Genomic DNA, 18,377 nt, shown 5'->3' with positions numbered 1-18,377 from the left:
CTGGGACGCTAGTTATGAAGGACCAGGAACAAACACCTAAGAAAGAACTCTTCCGCCAACTAGACAACGTGGAACTACGCGACGTCCGACGTCTTCGCCGTCGCATTCGACAGGCCAAGAACGGCAAGGAACTTAACAAAGTTGAAGAGGCAATTGCCCGAAGCTTGCACGTCGTTCGGGCGCGGGATGAACTCATTCCGAACATCGAGTACCCAGATGCACTCCCGGTTTCTCAACGCAAGAATGACATCTTAGAAGCTGTCGCGAACCACCAAGTGACTGTTATTGCTGGTGAAACTGGATCCGGCAAGACCACCCAGATTCCTAAGATGCTGCTCGAGCTCGGCCGCGGTCGACGAGGACGTATAGCGCATACTCAGCCGCGCCGTCTCGCTGCTAGAACTGTCGCTGAACGCATAGCAGACGAATTAGGTCAGAGCATTGGAGAATCGGTCGGCTACGCCATTCGCTTCGACGACAAGGTCAGCACCACTACCTCAGTGAAGCTCATGACAGACGGAATTCTCCTTACGGAGATTCAGCGTGATCGGTTCCTCAACGCGTACGACACCATCATTATCGATGAGGCGCACGAGCGTTCCCTGAACATCGACTTTTTGCTTGGATACGTCAAGGAGCTTCTCCCCAAACGCCCCGACCTGAAGGTCATCATCACGTCCGCCACCATTGACGTCGAACGCTTCGCGCAGCACTTCTGTGACGAAGAAGGCAACCCCGCCCCGGTTATTGAGGTTTCAGGTCGTACCTACCCGGTTGAGGTGCGCTACCGTCCGCTCGTCGAAAATGCCGGCGATCGTGAAATTGATATTGACATGATTGACGGTGTTATCAACGCCATCAAGGAGTTGATGGCAGAAGGCGACGGTGACATCCTCTGCTTTTTCGCCTCAGAACGTGACATCCGTGACTGCATGGAAGCAATTGAAAAGCAGCATTGGAAGAATGTTGAAGTCGCGCCACTTTTCGGACGCCTTTCGAACGCAGAACAGCACCGCGTCTTCTCCCCACATAGCGGGCGTAGGATCGTCCTCTCTACGAACATCGCCGAAACTTCGCTCACAGTGCCGGGAATTCACTACGTTGTGGACACTGGCCTCGCTCGCATTTCACGGTATTCAACGCGGACTAAAGTACAGCGTCTTCCAATTGAGGAGATATCCCAAGCCTCAGCAAACCAGCGCTCGGGCCGTTGTGGACGTGTTGCTGACGGTATCGCTATCCGCTTGTACTCGGAAGAGAACTTTAATTCACGCCCGGAATTTACTGACCCTGAAATATTGCGGACCAACTTGGCAAGTGTAATCCTGCAAATGATTTCTCTCAATCTCGGCGACATGCGGCACTTTCCATTCGTGGAATCCCCAGACGACAAAGCTATTCGCGATGGCCTTACGCTCTTGTACGAGCTCGGTGCAATCAAAGCAATACCAAAGGGTGAACTTCCAAAACTCACGAAAATTGGCCATACGCTTGCGAAAATCCCAGTCGACCCCAAGATGGCTCGCATGCTCGTCGAGGCCGAACGCTACCGGGTGTTGGAGGATGTCACCGCAGTTGTCGCCCATATGTCGATTCAAGACGTGCGCGAACGCCCCCTGGAATTTCAGGCACAAGCAGACCAAGCCCATGCACGCTTCAAAGACAAGACATCCGACTTTCTTTCAGCGCTCAAGCTCTGGGATTACGTCGGAGGTCTCCGTGAAGAGCTTTCAGGCAATCAGTTCAGAAAGCGCATGAAGCGTGAGTATTTGCACTATATGCGAATTCGTGAATGGCACGACCTCGTTCGTCAGCTCCGCGACGTCGAACGTCGACTGGGCTGGGACGTCGACAAAGCAATGACAACGAAACGTGACGCTGACTCGATTCATCGAGCGTTGCTCACTGGCTTACTTTCGAATATCGGTGCTCGCGACGGAAACAGCAAGGAATACCAAGGTGCTCGTGGTACCCGTTTCCTGATTTTCCCAGGGTCATCGCTGGCCAAGACCCCACCAGAGTTTTTGATGGCAAGCGAGCTTGTAGAAACCTCGCGGCTTTGGGCCAGAGACGTGGCAAAAGTAGAATCCTCATGGATCGAGCACGCGGCAGGATCACTCCTGAAACATGTCTATTCAGAACCGTTCTGGTCACGGAAACGCGCATGCGCAATGGTTCATCAAAAATCGTTATTGTACGGCATCCCTATCGTGCGAGACCGACTTATCCCCTACCACCGCGTTGATCCTACGGCTGCGCGCGAGATGTTTATTCGTCACGCACTCATTGACGGCGATTGGACGAGGACTCATAAGTTTCTCGAACACAACAGCTTGTTGCTAAGCGAAGCCGCAGAAGTTGAAGAAAAGCTACGGCGTAGGGGCATCGTCGTTGACGAAGACACTCTATTCGATTTCTACGACGTGAAACTGCCGGATTCAGTCACAACAGCGAACAATTTTGACAGTTGGTGGAAGAAGCAACGGCAGCTCGATCCCGGATATCTTCACTTTGATCCAAGTAAACTCGTTGACGATTCTGCCCAGACTATCTCTGCAGAAGACTTTCCAATGTCATGGTCACAAGGGTCGATGCGGTTCGATGTGTCGTACAAATTCGAGCCTGGAACCGCCTACGACGGCGTTACCATCGCAATTCCCCTGCCTCTACTGGCCAGCGTTGAATCAGTCGGATTTGACTGGCTTGTACCTGGGCTACGTAAAGAGTTGCTGACTGAACTCATTCGTTCACTGCCGAAACCACTACGCAAGGGCGTCGTCCCCGCTCCAGACTTCGCTGACCGTGCACTTGAGCGTATGACGTTCGATCCACGCACGTCGGTTACCGAAGCACTGGCTCAGGCCCTCACTGAATTGGGTGCCAGCGGCATTAGCGGGCATGATTTCCGCACGCACCTGCTGCCACCGCACTTGCTCATAACGTTTGCAGTCATTGATAAACGTGGGAAGATTGTCGACTCAGACAAGAGTCTCCTTGCTTTGAAGAAGCGTCGGGCCACACAGATTCGTTCTTCAGTCGCGAAAGCAAGCCGCCACTCTGAAACTGCCGAAGTTCCTGTATGGACCGAAGACACACTCGGCGATATTCCCGAAAGTACGACCACAACCATTGATGGCAACAAAGTCGAGGCCTATCCTGCGCTCGAGGTGACTCCCAAAGGCGTTCGCGTTGCTGTGCATCCAACCCGGGCGAGTGCTGATGCATCAATGATGACGGCAACGCTCACGTTGCTGCTGCGGGCAATCGAGGTTTCCGATACTCAGATGACGAAGGGACTGCCACTACAGCAACGTGTCGCTGTTGATAGGTATCCACATGGCGGGGCTTCCGGCCTTGTCGAAGACGCTCGCGTTGCAGCAATCCGCGACGCGATGATTCAAGCCGGCGGCCCTGTGAGGTCACCTGCTGATTTCGACGCACTATGTGCGAAAATTAAACCGACTATTCCGGGAGCTGTCCGACGATCAATTGTATCGATCGCGCCAGGTCTCGCTGCATACTCAGATTTGATGCAAGAGCTCAAGAATTGGTCTGGTCCTGCGATTGACGATATTCGGGAGCAACTAGCATTCATGCTGCCCGCGAACGCTATCACGGTTCATGGCATGCAACACCTACAGCACCTCCCCCGTTACATAGAGGCAATCCAGATACGGCTTGAGCATCTAGAAGCGGAACCGGAACGTGACGAAGAGCGGCAGGCTGAAGTAGCAAATGCTAAGGCTTACCTAGAGCGACGATTGGAACAGCTCCCTGCCCAACGCAGGAAGACACGCGCATACAAGGACGTGATGTGGCGAATTCAGGAGCTGCGAGTGAGTTTGTTTGCACAACACCTTGGCACCCAAAAGCCTGTGAGCGTGCGTCGTATTGAAAAAATGGTCGATAAACTTCGCTAGTGAGCCTCGGACTTTATTCCAGTCCCTCTCGCTCGCGTCGTTTCATCAAGCGGATTTCCGACTGAAAATCTTCGGCGCTTTCAAAAGACTTGTACACCGAGGCAAATCGCAGGTACGCAACTTCGTCCAGTGTGCGAAGCGGTTCCAATACCGCCAGTCCAATGTCATTTGCCGCAACTTGAGAACTTCCTTGGGCCCGAACCGTCTCCTCTACTTGCTGCGCTAGCCGCTTCAATGCGTCGTCGCTAACGTTCCTGCCTTGACAAGCACGCCGAACACCAACGATCAACTTTTCCTTGTCGAACGGTTCAGTTACTCCATTGCGCTTCACAACGGTCAGCACGGCCTTCTCGATCGTTGTGAATCGGCCCCCGCACGATGTGCACTCTCGCCGCCGCCGGATAGCAGAGCCCCCGTCTACAACACGAGAATCTGTAACTCGCGATTGTTCGTGATGACAAAACGGACAGTACATCTACACCCCACTTTCTCGGAGAACAGTTATCACCCCCTACATTAGCGGGTTAACGTTGCGCTGCAGAAGCGACTTCATAGCTATGAGCAACGTTCGAATCGTCCCGCGACACCGAGTCCCACTCGCTATTACCGAAATCGCCCGAGATAAGTACAGCGACGAACATAGTTACCCCAAGAAGGGCTCCCATTAGAACGTTTGCTCGCTGCTCTTGAGGCTCGGCGGAAGAATAAACGGTTGGCTCGGGAGCATCTGCAGCCGCCCAGCGGCAACGAAAGTTCTGGTTGATAACCTGCTCGTGGCGTGACGGCTCACCCCCTCGATCACCCCGCATGGGTACAAAATCCCACACTTCAGCTGGCATTGAAGACCGTGGTGCAAGTGGAGCTCCCGCCATATCAGCACGAGTAGAAATTATTTTCGCCTGGTCAATGATGCTCATAAAATGCCCCTTACTTCATTTCGCGAATTCGAAGGTTTCTCATCTCACGCGAAACATTTTTAGCGTATTTGTTCGATTTAACTTCTATGTTCGATTTATACCATCTCATATCAGATCCCCACAACCCCCCCAACTATCGAACATATTTGCCCTCTTTGATATATTCTGTACAGAAGACACTATCGAGACTCAATGTGAGGACCCATGGCACGCAAGAACACAACCAGTGAAAAGTTCGATATGAGCGTACTTTCAGACAGACAAAAGCGAATCCTTCAAGTCATTCGCGACGCCGTCGTATTACGTGGCTATCCACCAAGCATTCGAGAGATCGGCGACGCCGCAGGACTCCAATCAACTTCTTCTGTCGCCTACCAGCTGAAGGAGCTCGAAAAGAAAGGGTTCCTTCGCCGTGACCCAAACAAGCCACGAGCCGTAGACCTCCGCCACCTGCCAGAATCTATGGGAGGTTCGGTTACACCGAAAGACGATGCGGACATTGATGGAACTTCTCCAGCACGGATGATCCCTGTCCTCGGCCAAATCGCCGCTGGAACTCCGATCCTGGCAGAGGAAAACATTGAACACTACTACCCCCTGCCGGAAGAACTACTCGATAGCGGCGACCTCTTCATGCTTCAGGTGGTTGGAGAATCAATGCGCGATGCAGGCATTCTCAATGGTGACTGGGTAGTCATCCGCTCACAACATGTTGCCGAAGAGGGCGAGTTCGTAGCAGCGCTAATTGACGGGGAGGCAACTGTCAAGGAGTTTCATAAGGACTCTTCCGGAGTATGGCTCATTCCTCATAACGATGCCTTTTCTCCGATACAAGGCAACGACGCCGAGATTATGGGCAAAGTGGTCTCTGTTTTCCGGACCCTGTAGCCATTTTTCGCCATTTCGCCCCCAACCGGGGGCTATCAAACACATGTAAAAGCATTCGGGCGCACGGTTTTGCAACAATAGGGGCAACCTAATTTTTGAACCCTGCTGATTCGTGGTTGCCCCACGGAGGAGTTGTATGTACGCCGAAGAGAGAAGAAGGCAGATCGCGTCACTTACCGCAGTCGAAGGACGCGTGAATGTTACGGAGCTGGCCGAACGGTTTGATGTAACAGCCGAGACCATCAGGCGGGACTTGGCAATTCTCCATAATGAAGGAATTGTCCACCGCGTTCACGGCGGAGCCGTCGCTAGCCAATCATTTCTCACCACAGAGTTTTCTCTTGATGCCCGGTTCCGGTCGGCACCGACCGCCAAATCGGCGATCGCGCGCGCTGCGACACAGTTTCTCCCAGAGGATCCTGGCGCTGGCATCTTTCTCGACGCCGGCACCACCATCAATGGACTGGCCGATCTTATTGCCGCAGCAGGAAAAACACAACATTGGTCTATAGTTACGAACTCCCTCCCGATCGCGCTAGACCTATCATCCTGCGGGCTTACAGACGTTCAGCTCCTCGGGGGGACAGTCCGTGCAATCACCCAAGCTGTTGTAGGCGATACGGCATTACGCACTCTCGCGCTTATGCGTGCAGATGTTGCTTTTATTGGCACGAATGCCTTGACTATTGACCACGGCCTCTCTACCGCCGACGCCCAAGAGGCTGCGGTCAAATCTTCAATGGTCACCAATGCACGCAAGGTAGTTGTGCTCTGCGACTCCACGAAGCTCGGCAATGATTATCTAGTTAGCTTTGCGCCGCTAGACGCAATTGACATCGTTGTTACCGACACAGACGCACCAGAGAGCTTTGTCAGCGAATTGCGGGAGCGTGGAATCAAGGTCGTCCTTGCCGAAGAGTGAAACAAAAGGAACCAAATGCCCGATTGCGTCCGACCTATTGCATTAACGGACACAATCGGGCATTATGGCTTTAGTAGCGCTTTTCGATACTGCAGCTGCACAACAGACTTTCGGTAGGCGCTACCCCACAGAGCACCAATTACTCTAAGGATGCGCCACATGATTCTGACGTTCACTCCGAATCCAAGTACAGATGCAACGCTTTCTGTAGCAACGTTGCGTCGCGGCGAAGTCGCCCGTGCCATTACCGCTACGCGAGAAGCTGGCGGAAAAGGCGTCAACGTGGCCCACGCCGTAGCGAAGGCTGGAAGAGCGGCACTCGCTGTAGTTCCTTGCGGGGAAAGCGACCCTTTCAAGTTCGCTGCTAACCGACTCGGTTTTCCTTTTGTTTTCATCCCGGTTGAGGGCACTATCCGTACCAATACTGCGATTACTGAATCCGACGGTACGACTACCAAAATCAATGAGCTTGGCCCTCAATACACCATTGATGTCCAGCAGGGGTTCCTCGACGCGCTTGATTCGCATAGCAGCGAATGTAAGGCCGTCGTCATGGCAGGGTCGCTGCCCAGTGGAGCCCCGGCGGATCTCTACGCAACGTTGACCCGAGAAATCCGATTGAGGCTCGCCGAAGACGTACTGGTGGCCGTCGACACATCAGACGAACCCCTGGTAAAGCTGGGAGATCAGCTTGAATCTGCAGCCCCCGATATCCTGAAACCCAACGCTTTTGAATTAGCGCAATTGGTGGGAGCCGATGGGCATGTACTAGAGACTAGCGCTTCAGCCGGAGACTACTCCGAGGTTGTTGAGGCAGCGAAGCGCTTGATTCAGCGAGGGGCTAAGGAAGTTCTCGTCACCCTTGGTGGCGCAGGTGCTTGCCTGGTCACTGCAGACTCTGCCTGGGCAGCAACGCCACCACCGACTGTTGTGAAATCTACCGTTGGAGCAGGCGACAGCTCACTTGCTGGATATGTTATGGCTCGCACTCAAGGCCTGCCGTTGGACCAGTGCCTTCAAACCGCGGTCGCCTATGGCTCTGCTGCAGCAGGCCTACCAGGTACCGGGATTCCAAGCCCTGACGACATCAACTTGGAACAAACCCAAGTTGTAGAAATCGATTCATAATTTAAGAGAACAGGAGTCCACCATGAGTGACAACATCATCACTCCACAACTCGTTAGTCTCGATGTGGACTACGGGTCGACGCCGAGAGAGGTCATCGAACACCTCGCGCAGCAAGCCCAGGACGCAGGCCGAGCAAGCGACAGCTTGAAGCTAGCCGACGCAGCCTACGCCCGTGAGCAGAAAGCTGGCACCGGTGTGAATGGCCGTGTTGCAATCCCCCACTGCCGCACCGAAGCAGTCGAAACCCCAACGTTGGTTTTTGCCAGGTTACAGCGGCCCGTTGACTTCTCGGGGCCAGATGGAGACGCAGAGCTTGTATTTTTGATCGCTGCTCCTGAAGGCGGCGGTAAGGCGCATTTGAAGATCCTTTCCAAGCTTGCACGTGCCTTGGTACGCGGCGACTTCGTAACTCAGCTCCGCGAGGCAAAGGATGAGCAAACGGTCGTCAACGCGGTGCTGGACGTCGTCAACGCTGCTCCTAAGAAGAAAACTGCCGCAGCACCTACTCCCGCTGCGACGGGCAAGACCGATGGCGTGAAAAAGTTTAGGATTGCAGCTGTTACATCGTGCGCGACCGGCATTGCCCACACATACATGGCAGCCGACGCTCTGACACAAGCTGCGCAGGCTCGCGATGATGTCGAGTTTCAGGTGGAGCCGCAAGGTTCTTCCGGCGGCGATCCTCTGGATCAGGCCTACATCGACAGTGCTGACGCCGTAATCTTCGCCCATGATGTTGCTGTGCGTAACAAAGCACGTTTTGCAGGCAAGCCGGTCGTTGATAGTCCAGTAAAGCGTGGCATCAACGAGCCAAACAAGATGATCGACGAGGCCATTGCCGCTGCAAACGATCCGAATGCACCAAGAGTCACCACGGCGGGATCGGAGCAGCGAGAAGACTCCGCTTCCTCTGGTGAAAGCTGGCCAAAGAAGATCCAGCAAGCTGTAATGACCGGTGTGTCGTACATGGTGCCTTTCGTTGCAGCAGGCGGCCTGCTCCTCGCGCTTGGTTTCCTCTTCGGCGGATACGACATGGCGAATGGCTGGCAGTCCCTCGTCACGAACTTCTCCCCGACCCACCTGCCTGGACATACAATCGATGTCGACGGTGAAATGATGACGTTCCGCCGTTCCGGCTGGCTTCTGTATCTCGGTGCTGTCATGTTCGCGACAGGCCAGATGGGCATGGGCTTCGTTGTTGCGGCGCTCTCCGGCTACATCGGGTATGGCCTTGCAGGACGTCCAGGTATCGCGCCAGGATTTATCGGCGGTGCTATCTCCGTCATGGTTGGCGCAGGTTTTATCGGCGGCCTTGTCACAGGTCTGCTGGCTGGTTTGATCGCATACTGGATTCAGACATGGAAGGTTCCGCGCTGGCTCGGGTCCCTGATGCCAGTGGTCATCATCCCGCTGCTGACTTCCCTTGCTATCGGCCTCATCATGTTCTTACTGTTGGGGCGTCCGCTTGAGTCTCTCATGCTGGGACTGCAGGGCTGGCTTGAGTCGATGAGCGGATCCTCTGCGGTCCTGCTCGGCGTCATCATCGGGCTCATGATGTGCTTTGACCTAGGTGGCCCGGTCAACAAGGCGGCGTACCTCTTCGGAACCGCTGGTCTGTCTGCGGGAACGGAGGCAAGCTTCCAAATTATGGCGGCTGTAATGATTGCTGGCATGGTTCCCCCGATCGCACTGTCAATCGCGACGTTCCTCCGCAAAGGATTGTTTACCCCGGCGGAGCAAGAGAACGGCAAATCCGCATGGCTCCTCGGACTGTCGTTTGTCAGCGAGGGCGCAATCCCGTTTGCTGCAGCTGACCCGTTCCGCGTTATCCCTTCGATGATGCTCGGTGGCGCCACTGCTGGCGCGGTCAGCATGGCACTCAATGTTGGTGTGCAGGCTCCACACGGTGGTCTCTTCGTGCTCTTTGCCTACGAGCCTTGGTGGGGACTGTTCGTCGCGCTCATTGCAGGCGTGGCGGTCGCAACTGTAGCGGTCATCGTCGCTAAGCAGTTCTGGCCAAACGAGGAGATCCAGAAGGTCGCTGCCCAAGCAGAACCTGCAGCGGTGGCGAACTAAGGACACAGGCCCCTAAACTGAATACAGAAACTCGATAGATACTTTCAAAGCAGAAAGGATGAAGCACATGGCTTCAAAGACAGTTAAAGTCGGATCCACCGTTGGACTGCACGCACGTCCAGCAACCATTATTTCTGACGCCGCCGGTGAATACGATGACGAGGTCATCCTGACCCTTGTCGGTGACGAGGACGAGGAAGAGACGGATGCTGCTTCCTCGTTGATGATCATGGCAATGGGCGCCGAGTTCGGTGACGAGGTCACCGTTACCTCTGACAACAGTGAGGCAGTTGAAAAGATTGCCGCATTGATCGAGAAGAACCTCGACGAAGAGTAAATTCCTCAACAAAAGCCCGAGCGCTACATCTGAGCGCTCGGGCTTTTGCTTGTTCAAGCTATTTTCGAGATGCAGCGTTGAACTGCCCCTCACCCACTGTGTTGTAAATCCACTTCAACAGAGGATAGAACACGATGATGCCGACCGACCCCAGGGCAATGCCCTCAAGCGTCACCTGACCGACAGTGAACGACAGGTTGCCGATACCAACAATGAGTGCCACAGCCGCAACTGTTAGGTTCACCGGGTTCGTGAAATCTACCTTGTTATCCTGCCAAATACGTACACCAAGCATTCCAATCAGGCCGTAAAGAACCAGGCACGCTCCGCCTAGCACACCGGCCGGGATTGTGAAGATGACTGCGCCGAACTTCGGGATGAACGCCAAAACGATCGCGAAACACGATGCGACCCAATACGCAGCCGTCGAGTAAACCTTGGTAGCAGCCATCACGCCAATGTTCTCCGCATAAGTCGTCGTACCAGAGCCGCCAAAGCCACCAGCCAATGTCGTCGCGATACCGTCACCGATCAACGCCCTGCCTTGGTATGGGTCCAGGTCGCGTTGCGTCATCTCAGAAACTGCCTTGACATGACCAATATTCTCCGCGATCAGCACGACGATGACAGGAAGCGTCACCAAAATCGCTGAGAGGTGGAACTCTGGCGTATGGAACTGCGGCAAGCCGATCCAAGGACTAGCGCCAATTGTGTCCAGTGCATCATCCGATAACCCGCCAGTGAGCGCCGCAAACACCCAGCCGACGATGACGCCGATCAGAATGCTCAGACGAGACAGCATTCCTCTAGCAGCGACAGTCAGCAGAGCAATCGTGCCGAGCGTGACAAACGCGACCCCGGGCTGAGTTTCCACATTAGAAACGGCAGTCGGCGCAAGATTGAAACCGATCAACGCGACGATGGCACCAGTGACCGTGGGAGGCATGACGGCGTCGATAACTTTCTTGCCTGCAAGTTGAACAACAAAGCCAACTGCAATCAACGTCAGACCTGTGATGAGCACCCCGCCCAGCTGAGAGCCGATTCCGTACTGGGACGACGCAGACAGCGGCGCGATGAAAGCGAATGACGAGCCAAGGTAGCTAGGCAGTTTATTACGGGTAATCAGCAAAAAGATGATGGTTCCCAGTCCTGAAAACAGCAGCGTTGTGTTTACAGGGAATCCCGTCAACGTTGGAACGAGAAGTGTAGCTCCGAACATTGCTACGACATGCTGCATGCCGATGCCAATTGTTCGAGGCCAAGAAAGGCGTTCATCAGGGGCGACCACCGCGCCGGGCAGAACGCGGCGCCCGTCGCCATGCAAGGTCCATCCAATAGTTTTACTCACAGGCTCATATTATGTCGCTAGATAATTGCCGAAAGCGAATTGGGCAAAGTAGCGTAATACGCATGGAGATTTTCATTCGCCGCACGGCAGACGAAATTGGCGATTTCGCTGCAAACATGATTGAACCATTCGTCAAGCAAGGTGCAACGCTTGGTCTTGCTACTGGCTCGACACCGAGTCCAACGTATCAGGCACTGATCCGAAAGCACCGCGAGGAAGGCCTCAGCTTCGCCGACTGTGACGCATTCTTGCTCGACGAATACTACGGAATCGATCAACACCACGAGCAGTCATACTGGTCCACAATCCGACGCGAGCTGACGGCATCAATCGATATCGATGACGCGGCCGTGCACTCGCTTAGCAGCTCAGCGGCCGATCCGGAGCAGGAGGCTGCGACGTATGAGTCCATGATGAAAGACGCCGGTGGTGTCGACATTCAGCTGCTCGGCATCGGCGCGAACGGCCATATCGCTTTCAACGAGCCGACCAGCTCGCTGAGTTCCCGGACCCGACTGATTGATCTACGCCCGCGGACCATTGCTGACAACGCACGCTTCTTCGAGTCAGAAGATGAAGTGCCTCGCCAGGCAATGACACAGGGCATCGGCACCATCTTGGAAGCGAAGAAGATCCTCCTCATCGCTACCGGTGCAGCGAAGGCCGAGGCTGTCCAAGCAATGATCGAAGGGCCCTTGAGCTCTTTCTGCCCTGCCTCATCGCTGCAAATGCACAACGATGTGTGCATATTACTCGACGAAGCCGCAGCATCCGGCCTCGGCGATGTGGAGTTCTACAAGGAGATCGACGCCTACTGGCGTTAATTCACCACTCCAGCAGTCTCTAGTAGACCTGCTGGACAAACTCGTCATACTGGCGCGCCAGAACTCGTGGCAAGCGGACATCGATCCTGGTGCCGTCGGTTTCATATTCTTCGGAGCGAATCGTCCCGTGTTCATGGACGAGTGAGACAACATCTCCTCGGGTGTACGGGATCAGCATGACTACATGCTCATCGAGCGTGTTCAGGAACATCTCGATGTTTCCCTCGAGTTCAGCAATACCCTCACCCGTGAGCGCTGAGACAAACACCGCTTCCCGACCGGTCGCGTCAAACACGTGGCGTAACTCTGCCAAAACCACAGGGTCAGCGGAGTCAATCTTGTTGACGACCACAATCTCCGGAGGCAATTCGGAATCTTGATCTCGCGTGATCTCTGCCAGCACCTCGCTCACGGCAGCAATCTGCTTGAGTGGGAACTCGTCTGCTCCATCAACGACGTGTAGCAAAAGGTCTGCATTGCTCACTTCCTCCAGCGTCGACTTAAACGCCTCGACCAACTGGGTCGGCAGGTGCCGAACGAAACCAACTGTGTCCGTCAAAACGACGTTTCGCCCATCGGCCAGCGTTGCGCGTCTCGTGGAGGGGTCAAGCGTTGCAAACAATGCGTCTTCCACAAGCACGCCGGCGTCCGTCATTGCGTTAATGAGTGAGGACTTCCCTGCGTTCGTGTATCCGGCAATCGCAATCTTGGGTGTCGTCGAGCTCTGCCTCTTCGCGCGCTTAATCTGACGAACAGTCTCCATGTCTGCTAATTGATGACGCAGCTTTGCCATCTCTGAGCGCAACCTTCGCCGGTCTGCCTCAATTCTGGTTTCACCGGGACCGCGCAAACCAACGCCGCCATTCGAACCCGCACGACCACCGGCCTGGCGCGAAAGGTTGCCGCCCCAACCACGGGTACGGGTGTAGAGATACTCCATCTGCGCGAGGCTAACTTGTGCTTTGCCCTCCTTGCTCTTTGCGTGTTGAGCAAAGATATCCAGAATGAGCATCGTTCGGTCGATCACTTTAGAGTTGAGGGCTTCCTCTAGCGCCACCATTTGACCAGGGGATAGCTCACCGTCGAATACGACGGTGTCCACTCCACTGGCGTCGACAATCTCGCGCAGCTCTTTCACCTTTCCGGAACCAATGTATGTCCCTGGATCCGGCTTATCTCGTTTTTGATAGAGCATGTCAATAACTTCAGCGCCTGCGGTTTCGGTCAGTGCTGCCAATTCCCGCATGTTTGCTTCCATTTCGGCGGTGGAACCTTCAGTCCATGCTCCAACAAGGATGACGCGCTCGAGCCGCAGTTTACGGTACTCGACTTCGTAGATGTCTTCCCGGTCTTCGTTGCGCAGCTCTGTCGTGGTGTTTACGCGACGAAACGAGTTTCGTTCCTCTAGGTCGAGTGCGCCCTGTGTTGGCGTCGATGGGTCTGTTCCCGAGGTTTCGGTGCGCGTCTGTGCGTTATGGCGAAACGCTTCATCCAGCAACGCCTCATGCGAATCAGGAGTGGTTGATTTCGAATTCATGCAAGCTTTCAAAAATAGTGTGTATACGTAACTTTTTTCGCTTTCTTCCTTGTTCAACGGTAGCCCACCCATTTTTCTTCCACCACATTTCTTCACCTCAGAGCGCATTCGACTAGGCTTCACACTTATGAACCAACAACCTCTGACTGAAAACAAGGATCTGGCCGCGATCGGCCTGAACTTTCCTAAGTGGCAAGACGCGGTAGAAGCTGCAATCGCATCCGGTCGCCTGGGTGTTATCGGTGAGGTACGCGGCGGCCAAATGGTCCAATACCAGGACCGCTCTGGTGCCCAGCTGAATATCTTGGCAGTTGAGCCATTCGCCACCTTTGCCGGCTTTGAAGGCATCACACGCACAAACGCGCACATCACCCCGGCAACCGATGTGGTTGCGCTTGCTGAGGTTGTGGATCCACATGGGAATCCAATCGGATCTCTGACGCTAAACCTGGCGCAGGAGCCATTGATCGTCGATGAGCCCACAATCCAGTGGCAAGAGCTCAGCGTGACCGCCCTTGCGCTCGATGTGAGCACGTACGAATCCACCTCAGCTTATCTTGAGGAGCACCCTGGTAGCACGGTTGGCACAGTCGCTTCTGCAGGAGCCGAAGCGATTGCAACTGGCGCAGCCTCCTCCCCCGATGCAAAAGCCACTTTTTCCGCACGCGTGCTGGAAGCTGAATACCGCACGTCGGAGTTGACGGGTGACCGCTTCATTCATGTTTCAGTCGACGGGGCGTTTCCATTCGACGTTTGCTTACCTGATGGCGATCTCCCCCAACGCGACCAAGTCATCGCCGGCAACGCCGTCATGGTCGGTACCATCCCGGTGCCTACAGGTGGCGGATGTGGTGGTTGTGGTGGCTCCTGCGGTTGCGGTGGCGGTTGCTAGGAACTAGGCACTACTCATGGATCCAGCACGTCGTGATCTTTCCATAGCACTGTGGGGCGCCCTGATCTTCGCCGTCATGGTGCTGCTTGTGCTGCTCCTCAAGACTCCTGGCGCCATCATCGCCGGGCTTCTTGGTGTCACGGCGCTTTTGACCCGCAGGCGTTTTATTCCTAACCCGGAAGTAGAGTCGCTTCGCTCATCGCTTCTGATTGCGTGCGATGACATCCGCGACATCGTTGAAGCATTTGATAACTTGCAACATGGTAGCTCGACGCAGGCGTTGGCCGACCGCACGCTTCATTTTCCCGCGCTTGCGAACAGCGATCTTTCTGTACCCGAAATCAGCGAATTTCATCTCAAGTACAGTGCGGCACAGCGCTTTCTCGCGCGCGTTGACACCTACTTGCAGTCACCGGACTTGGAACGCGTCCACCTTGAAAAACTCATTCGAATTGCGGACGAGCGCGCCCTCGAGCTTGAGGACGCCTGGGTCGCTGCCCGTAACGCTGCTCGAGAAATTGGTCCGTCGTAATCAACCAAGCTGTGCTACTAGTTCCGCAACGTCATAGTTCGCCGCGTCAATCCAAGTGATTCGTTTGTCGCGCCTAAACCAGGATTTCTGACGCCGCACATAGCGCCGCGTTCGCAGCTTGGTGTCCTCGCAGGCTTCGTCGATGGTGAGGTGGCCGTCGATAACTCCAAGCCCTTGGGCGTATCCGATAGCTCTGCCAGCAGTCGAATCCTTCGCTAATCCCTGGCCCACCAACCGATGAATCTCATCGATGAGCCCCTGCTCGAACATCGCATCAGTACGCTGCGCAATCCGCGGGTTGAGCCACTCTGGGGTTGTCTCCAACCCAATCATGCGCGTACCCCAGCGTGTAGGGGCGTTTTTGGGGGGTTGAGATGCCTGAAAAGGCTTACCAGTAAGCTCAATGACTTCGAGTGCACGCACTGTGCGCCGGGGGTCACGGTCTTCAATTATCGACGCCGCCACAGGGTCAACTGCAGCTAGCTGCGCATGGAGGCGATCTATCCCGATTTCCTTCAATAGAGACTCGTAGCGCCTGCGGACTTCGGGGTCGGTTGGCGGGAACTGCCAAGCGTCGACAAGTGACTGCATGTACAGCATGGACCCACCAACGAGAATCGGCAGCTTTCCTCGATTGGAGATCTCCTCAACGGTCTCCACCGCTCGTTGCTGATATTCTGCAACACTGGCAGTCTTTGTAACCTCCCAGATATCAAGCAGGTGGTGCGGTATTCCTTGTCGCTCCGCAAGAGGCAATTTGGCAGTGCCGATATCCATCCCGCGGTAAAGCTGCATCGAGTCAACGTTGACAATCTCACCCTCGAGTTCGTGCGCAAGCGCGAGACTCAGCGAGGACTTACCTGAAGCCGTCGGGCCGACGATTGCTACTGGTTGGTGTCCGATCTCCTTGTTCACTGCTCTACCTCCCAGTAAGCAACATACCGACCAACGCCCAACGTGTCGTCTACGTCTACGAGTGTGGCATTCGTTGGCTGCAGTGTTTGTAGCTCAAGCCAAATATCTGGTTCCAGTACTCCTGCGTCTCGCATTTCCTGCTCACGGATCAGGGAGCTCTGCTTTCCTGACAACAAAGCCTGGAGTTTGTCGTGCGTATCAGCAGCCGCAGGGATTAACGCTAGCGGAGCGCGAGTTGTCAGCCCTGCAGGTCCATCGACTACCAACACTGTGAGCACCGAAGGATCTAACGGCAACAGGTGCTCGCGGCTCTCACGCACCGTAGCCCCGTGAAGGCAGTATCTGGCGACAAGTTCGCCTAATACGTGCCCACCTCCTACTTCGACGTGTGGTGCTCCCCAGGCAGCAAACGAGCCAGCAAGGTGCGTTGTCCATCTCCTGTCGTGGCTGCACACAATGTCAATAGTTTTCGTCAGTTTTCCGGCTGTCTCTCTAATTGAGTTCAGCAAACGCTGAGACGGTTCGTCAGCAGGTGCGAGTTCTCGCACGAGAGCTGGCGAACCAGGCATGACAAGTAGACAGGCACGGGCTTCATTCACCTCGCCCACCATAGTGGGGTTTTCTCGGAGTTGAAACCACGACACATGACGCATGTTCGTCTGCAACACGCTAGAGTTATGAAGACGAGAATGCCGTCGATTATGTATCTCGGCGCCGTGACGCGCGGCACAGCTATTTGTGAAAGGACTGTTTCATGACTTCCTCGACTCCAAAGCCACAGCCACCAGCTGGACGTCCGAACCCGGCTGCCATGCCGAAGCAAACGCCGAAGCCCGGACCTCGTCCAGGTGCGGCACAGTCTGTTCCTTCACAGCGGGTTGTTCCACTCGCGCATGCTCAGTCGTCATCAGCGAACACTGATCCGTCGAAGTTCGGGCGCGTCGATGATGCCGGCAATGTTTTTGTCACCCGTGACGGCGTTGAGCGTCAGATCGCATCTTGGCAGGCCGGGTCTCCCGAGGAAGGACTTCGCCACTACGGGCAGCGTTTCGACGACCTCATCGTCGAAACTGAAGTCCTGGAGGCGCGACTCACTGCACACCCAGAGGACGCACACACTCTGCATCGCAGCGTGACTGAGCTGAAAGACTCGCTGAAAGACGTCGCCGCAATTGGCGACTTCGCAGCGCTCGAGGCACGCCTACAAGAATTACTGCGCAAAACAGAGGTTGCGGAACACGAAGCAAAGGAACTCAAGCAGACCCGACGGGCTAACGCAATTGCCCAAAAGGAAACTCTAGCGGCCGAGGCTGAGGAAATCGCCGAGAAATCTACAGACTGGAAGGCTGCCGGGGACAGGATTCGAGCGATCCTCGAAGAATGGAAAACGATCCGCGGTATCGACCGCACAACCGACGACGCGCTCTGGAAGCGCTACTCGCGTGCACGAGATGCCTTCAATCGCCGTCGTGGGGCTCACTTCGCTGAGCTCGATAGGAATCGCGCAACGGCTCGTCGTATCAAGGAGGATATCATCGCCCGCGCGCAGGCAATCCAGGACTCAACGGATTGGAACGCCACCACCCGTGCCTACCGCTCTCTGATGGATGAGTGGAAAGCAGCCGGACGCGCCCCACGTGGCGTCGACGATGAGCTGTGGGCACAGTTCCGCGCTGCTCAGGATCACTTCTTCGCCGCCCGCAACGCCGTAAACGCGGAGCGCGACCGTGAATTTGAAGCAAATGCTGCAGCTAAGGACGCACTTATAGATGAGTATGACGCGCTCATCACCCCAGAGAAGGGTCTAGGTGCGGCACGCGCCAAGCTGCGTGAGCTCCAGGAGAAGTGGGACGAAATTGGATTTGTGCCTCGCAACAAGGTCCGTACGTACGAAGACAAGATTGCTCGGCTGGAACAGCGCGTAGCGGATGCAGAGGAGTCACGGTGGCGCAAAGCAGACCCTGAGGCACAAGCGCGGGTGAATCAGTTCCAGGAGAAAGCTGATCACTTCCTGCAGCAGGCTCAGGAAGCTGAGGCAGCCGGGAATTCTTCCAAGGCGGCGAAGCTCCGTGAACAGGCCGAGCAGTGGCAGGAGTTTGCCAACGTCGCAGCGAAGGCCGTCGACGAGCAGTAGTGC

16 protein-coding genes are annotated in these 18,377 nt (G+C 55.2%); 10 read left to right on the top strand and 6 right to left on the bottom strand.

Annotated elements, in window-relative coordinates:
- Window positions 1-14: 14 nt before the first annotated feature.
- Window positions 15-3,920, top strand: a complete 3,906-nt coding sequence (gene hrpA, locus KBX14_RS01215; RefSeq protein WP_256041709.1) for an ATP-dependent RNA helicase HrpA — start codon at window positions 15-17, stop codon at window positions 3,918-3,920.
- Window positions 3,921-3,933: 13 nt separating this feature from the next.
- Here the strand turns inward: hrpA and nrdR are convergent, their stop codons facing one another.
- A complete protein-coding gene (nrdR, locus tag KBX14_RS01210) occupies window positions 3,934-4,395 on the bottom strand; it encodes a transcriptional regulator NrdR (protein WP_070362341.1) in 462 nt (153 codons plus the stop codon).
- 49 nt (window positions 4,396-4,444) lie between these two features.
- Window positions 4,445-4,837 carry a hypothetical protein gene (locus tag KBX14_RS01205; RefSeq protein ID WP_143000867.1) on the bottom strand — a complete coding sequence of 131 codons (393 nt, stop codon included), beginning with the start codon at window positions 4,835-4,837 and terminating at the stop codon, window positions 4,445-4,447.
- Window positions 4,838-5,041: 204 nt separating this feature from the next.
- Between KBX14_RS01205 and lexA the strand changes: the two genes are divergently transcribed.
- The 5 genes from lexA to KBX14_RS01180 all read left to right on the top strand — a co-directional run bounded on the left by lexA (window position 5,042) and on the right by KBX14_RS01180 (window position 10,189).
- Window positions 5,042-5,725: a transcriptional repressor LexA gene (gene lexA / locus KBX14_RS01200; RefSeq protein ID WP_070976759.1), complete on the top strand. Its 684-nt coding sequence runs from the start codon at window positions 5,042-5,044 to the stop codon at window positions 5,723-5,725.
- Between the two features lie 136 nt (window positions 5,726-5,861).
- Window positions 5,862-6,647, top strand: coding sequence for a DeoR/GlpR family DNA-binding transcription regulator (locus KBX14_RS01195; RefSeq protein WP_256041708.1), 786 nt, complete (start codon window positions 5,862-5,864; stop codon window positions 6,645-6,647).
- Between the two features lie 159 nt (window positions 6,648-6,806).
- A complete protein-coding gene (locus KBX14_RS01190) occupies window positions 6,807-7,775 on the top strand; it encodes a 1-phosphofructokinase family hexose kinase (protein WP_256041707.1) in 969 nt (322 codons plus the stop codon).
- Between the two features lie 22 nt (window positions 7,776-7,797).
- Window positions 7,798-9,852 carry a fructose-specific PTS transporter subunit EIIC gene (locus KBX14_RS01185; RefSeq protein ID WP_070362336.1) on the top strand — a complete coding sequence of 685 codons (2,055 nt, stop codon included), beginning with the start codon at window positions 7,798-7,800 and terminating at the stop codon, window positions 9,850-9,852.
- A gap of 67 nt (window positions 9,853-9,919) precedes the next feature.
- The gene (locus tag KBX14_RS01180) at window positions 9,920-10,189 is read left to right on the top strand and encodes an HPr family phosphocarrier protein (RefSeq protein WP_070363496.1); all 270 of its coding nucleotides are present in this window, start codon (window positions 9,920-9,922) and stop codon (window positions 10,187-10,189) included.
- A 58-nt stretch (window positions 10,190-10,247) separates the two neighbouring features.
- Here the strand turns inward: KBX14_RS01180 and KBX14_RS01175 are convergent, their stop codons facing one another.
- Window positions 10,248-11,540 (bottom strand): uracil-xanthine permease family protein, encoded by a 1,293-nt coding sequence (locus KBX14_RS01175; protein WP_070362335.1) that lies wholly within the window; start codon window positions 11,538-11,540, stop codon window positions 10,248-10,250.
- Window positions 11,541-11,602: 62 nt separating this feature from the next.
- Between KBX14_RS01175 and nagB the strand changes: the two genes are divergently transcribed.
- Window positions 11,603-12,364: a glucosamine-6-phosphate deaminase gene (gene nagB / locus KBX14_RS01170; protein ID WP_070362334.1), complete on the top strand. Its 762-nt coding sequence runs from the start codon at window positions 11,603-11,605 to the stop codon at window positions 12,362-12,364.
- Window positions 12,365-12,383: 19 nt separating this feature from the next.
- Here nagB and hflX read toward each other — a convergent pair whose 3' ends face one another.
- Window positions 12,384-13,901, bottom strand: a complete 1,518-nt coding sequence (gene hflX, locus KBX14_RS01165; protein ID WP_256041706.1) for a GTPase HflX — start codon at window positions 13,899-13,901, stop codon at window positions 12,384-12,386.
- A 127-nt stretch (window positions 13,902-14,028) separates the two neighbouring features.
- Between hflX and KBX14_RS01160 the strand changes: the two genes are divergently transcribed.
- Together KBX14_RS01160 and KBX14_RS01155 are read left to right on the top strand one after the other, a co-directional pair.
- Window positions 14,029-14,793, top strand: coding sequence for a hypothetical protein (locus tag KBX14_RS01160; protein ID WP_070478927.1), 765 nt, complete (start codon window positions 14,029-14,031; stop codon window positions 14,791-14,793).
- A 16-nt stretch (window positions 14,794-14,809) separates the two neighbouring features.
- Window positions 14,810-15,325 carry a hypothetical protein gene (locus KBX14_RS01155; RefSeq protein ID WP_071572552.1) on the top strand — a complete coding sequence of 172 codons (516 nt, stop codon included), beginning with the start codon at window positions 14,810-14,812 and terminating at the stop codon, window positions 15,323-15,325.
- Here the strand turns inward: KBX14_RS01155 and miaA are convergent, their stop codons facing one another.
- Together miaA and KBX14_RS11265 are read right to left on the bottom strand one after the other, a co-directional pair.
- Window positions 15,326-16,240 carry a tRNA (adenosine(37)-N6)-dimethylallyltransferase MiaA gene (gene miaA / locus KBX14_RS01150; protein WP_256000259.1) on the bottom strand — a complete coding sequence of 305 codons (915 nt, stop codon included), beginning with the start codon at window positions 16,238-16,240 and terminating at the stop codon, window positions 15,326-15,328.
- Complete coding sequence (locus tag KBX14_RS11265) at window positions 16,237-16,560, bottom strand: hypothetical protein (RefSeq protein ID WP_370687038.1); 324 nt, start codon at window positions 16,558-16,560, stop codon at window positions 16,237-16,239. Before KBX14_RS11265 ends, miaA begins: the two co-directional genes overlap by 4 nt.
- 434 nt (window positions 16,561-16,994) lie before the next feature.
- Here KBX14_RS11265 and KBX14_RS01140 point away from each other — a divergent pair, with 434 nt between their 5' ends.
- Window positions 16,995-18,374 (top strand): DUF349 domain-containing protein, encoded by a 1,380-nt coding sequence (locus KBX14_RS01140; protein ID WP_370687037.1) that lies wholly within the window; start codon window positions 16,995-16,997, stop codon window positions 18,372-18,374.
- Window positions 18,375-18,377 lie beyond the last annotated feature (3 nt).

Origin of the sequence: Corynebacterium sp. CCUG 61414, assembly GCF_024453945.1 — a bacterium.
Taxonomy (GTDB): Bacteria; Actinomycetota; Actinomycetes; order Mycobacteriales; family Mycobacteriaceae; genus Corynebacterium; species Corynebacterium pseudogenitalium.
Note: the sequence above shows the minus strand (reverse complement) of the source record. Positions and strands in the feature narration are given on the sequence as shown.